Annotated in this window: 1 protein-coding gene and 1 pseudogene; both read left to right on the forward strand. The window is 73.1% G+C overall.

Annotated elements, in window-relative coordinates; all coding sequences use genetic code 11:
- Positions 1-664 (forward strand): annotated as a pseudogene (locus PYV61_RS23190) (alpha-amylase); the annotation flags it as partial.
- Positions 664-2907 (forward strand): glycogen debranching protein GlgX, encoded by a 2244-nt coding sequence (gene glgX / locus PYV61_RS23195; protein ID WP_275836161.1) that lies wholly within the window; start codon positions 664-666, stop codon positions 2905-2907. The pseudogene PYV61_RS23190 and the gene glgX, both read left to right, overlap by 1 nt.
- Positions 2908-3003 lie beyond the last annotated feature (96 nt).

Here is a 3003-nt window from a genome sequence, read left to right on the forward strand (position 1 = left end):
CTCACAGAACGACATGGCTACGATCCGACTTCGCGACGCCGCGGTCGCCGCGTTCGACGAGGCGCTGGCCGCGGTCGAGCCGCGCCCCGGCGCCCCGGACGGCGCCGGCTTCGCGGAGGCGCGCGCCGCGCTCGGCGCGCTGGCGGCGCGCGCCGACGAGCTGCGCGGGCGGCTGGACGCCCTCGTGGCGAGGGTCGGCGACGACGCCGGCGCCCGCATCCGCCACCACGGCGACTACCATCTCGGGCAGGTCCTGCGTGCGGGCGACGGCGCGCTGGCCGTCATCGACTTCGAGGGCGAGCCGGCGCGCCCGCTGGCCGAGCGCCGCGCTCGGCACTCGGCGCTGCGCGACGTGGCCGGGATGCTCCGCTCGTTCGGGTACGCCGCCGCGACCGCGCTGCGCGAGGGCGGGGGCGACCCGGCCCGAGCCGACGCCTGGGAGCGCGCGGCGCGCGCCGCCTTCCACGACGCCTACGTGGCCGGCGGCACGCCGTCGGCGCCAGGTTACCTCCCGGCGGGCGCGGCGGCCGCCGACGCGCTCGCCCGCCTGTTCGAGCTCGAGAAGCTCTTCTACGAACTGAACTACGAAGTGCGGAACCGCCCCGACTGGCTCCCGATCCCGCTCCGCGGGCTGCAGGCCCTCCTGGCCGCCGAGGTGCGCTGATGCGCATCTGGCCCGGCCAGCCCTTCCCCCTGGGCGCCACGTGGGACGGCGCGGGGGTGAACTTCGCCCTGTTCTCCGAGAACGCGACCGGCGTCGACCTCTGCCTGTTCGACGCGCCGGGCGACGCGCGCGAGCGCGTGCGCATCCCGCTGCGCGAGCGCAGCGACCAGGTGTGGCACTGCTACCTTCCCGACGTGCGTCCCGGCCAGCTGTACGGCTACCGGGTGCACGGGCCGTACGCGCCCGAGCAGGGGCACCGCTTCAACGCCGCGAAGCTGCTGATCGACCCGTACGCCAAGGCGGTCAGCAACACCATCGGGTGGAGCGACGCGCTGTTCGCGTACAAGGTCGGCGGGCCGAAGGAGGACCTGGAGCCGAACCCGCAGGAGGACGCGTCGGGGACGCCGAAGTCGGTGGTGATCGACAGCGCCTTCACGTGGGAGGACGACCGGCCGCCGCGCACGCCGTGGAACCGCACGGTCATCTACGAGGCGCACGTCAAGGGGATGACCATGCAGCACCCCGACGTCGACCCGGCGCTGCGCGGCACGTACCTCGGGCTGGCGTCGGAGCCGATCGTCGAGCACCTGCTCTCGCTGGGCGTGACCGCGCTCGAGCTCCTCCCCGTGCACCACTTCGTGGTCGACCGCCACCTCGCCGAGCGCGGGCTGACCAACTACTGGGGGTACAACTCGATCGCCTTCTTCGCGCCCGACATCCGCTACGCGACCGAGGAGGCGCGGTACGGGCAGCAGGTGTACGAGTTCAAGACGATGGTGAAGAAGCTGCACGCGGCGGGGATCGAGGTGATCCTCGACGTGGTGTACAACCACACCGGCGAGGGGAACCACATGGGCCCCACGCTGTCGCTGCGCGGCGTCGACAACCGGGCGTACTACCGCCTGATGCCCGACAACCCCCGGTACTACATGGACTTCACGGGGACGGGCAACTCGCTGAACATGATGCACCCGCGGACGATCCAGCTCATCATGGACTCGCTCCGCTACTGGGTCACCGAGATGCACGTCGACGGCTTCCGCTTCGACCTCGCGCCGGTGCTGGCGCGCGAGCTGTACGACGTGAACCGGCTGTCGGCGTTCTTCGACATCATCCACCAGGACCCCGTCCTCTCGCGCGTGAAGCTGATCGCCGAGCCGTGGGACATCGGCCCGGGGGGCTACCAGGTCGGCAACTTCCCGGTCGGGTGGGCGGAGTGGAACGGCAAGTACCGCGACTGCATGCGCCGGCTGTGGCGCGGCGACCGCGGGGTGGTGGGGGAGGTGGCGTCGCGGCTGTCGGGCTCCAGCGACATCTACGCCTGGAGCGACCGCGCCGCGTACGCCAGCGTCAACTTCGTCACCGCGCACGACGGCTACACCCTGCGCGACCTCGTGAGCTACGAGCGCAAGCACAACGACGCGAACGGCGAGGGGAACCGCGACGGGCACGACGACAACCTCAGTCGCAACTGGGGCGTCGAGGGGGAGACGGACGACGCGGCGGTGATCGACCGGCGGCGGCGCGCGATGCGCAACATGCTCGCGACGCTCGCCTTCTCGCAGGGCGTGCCGATGCTGTCGCACGGCGACGAACTGGGACGCACGCAGCGCGGGAACAACAACGCCTACGCGCAGGACAACGCGCTGTCGTGGGTCGACTGGTCGCTGGAGCCGTGGCAGCGCGAGCTGCTCGACTTCACGCGCCGGGTGATCGCGCTGCGGCACGTGCACCCGGTGCTGCGGCGCCGCAGCTTCTTCCGCGGGCGCCCGGTGGGCGCCGCCGGGGTGAAGGACCTCACGTGGCTCCGCCCGGACGCCGCCGAGATGACGGACCGCGACTGGCACGACCCCGACCGCCGCGCGCTGGGGATGCTGATCCACGGCGAGGCGGCCGACGAGACGGACGAGCGCGGGCGCCCGGTGAAGGGGGACACGATGCTCCTGCTCATCAACGCCGGCTTCGACGCGGAGGCGTTCACCCTCCCGACCGTCGCGTCGCCCGGCGTGTGGACGAAGCTGATCGACACCGTGGACGGCCAGGTCGCGACCGTCGACGGCGCGGCGGTGACGGTCGAGGGGTTCTCGCTCATGCTGCTGCGCCACGGGGTGGAGCGCCGGATGGGGTGGACCGGCGCGACCGCGGAGGGCGCGGCGATCGTGAACGCGGCGACGGTGGGCGGCGCGAGCGGGCTGGCCGCCGCCGAGCTGTCGCTGCTCGGACTCGGGAGCGTGCTGCCATGAGTGCCCAGGACGACGACGGCCGCGGCGCCGACGGCGGCGGGGCGGACGACGCGACGCCGCCCGCCCGCCGCGCCGCGCGCGGACGCACCAAGGCCG

It is taken from the genome of Roseisolibacter sp. H3M3-2 (genome assembly GCF_029211165.1).
Classification (GTDB): Bacteria; Gemmatimonadota; Gemmatimonadetes; order Gemmatimonadales; family Gemmatimonadaceae; genus Roseisolibacter.

Bases quoted from the DNA above. Each gene is read 5' to 3' on its own strand.
- glgX (WP_275836161.1), top strand. From the start codon at position 664: ATGCGCATCTGGCCCGGCCAGCCCTTCCCCCTGGGCGCCACGTGGGAC.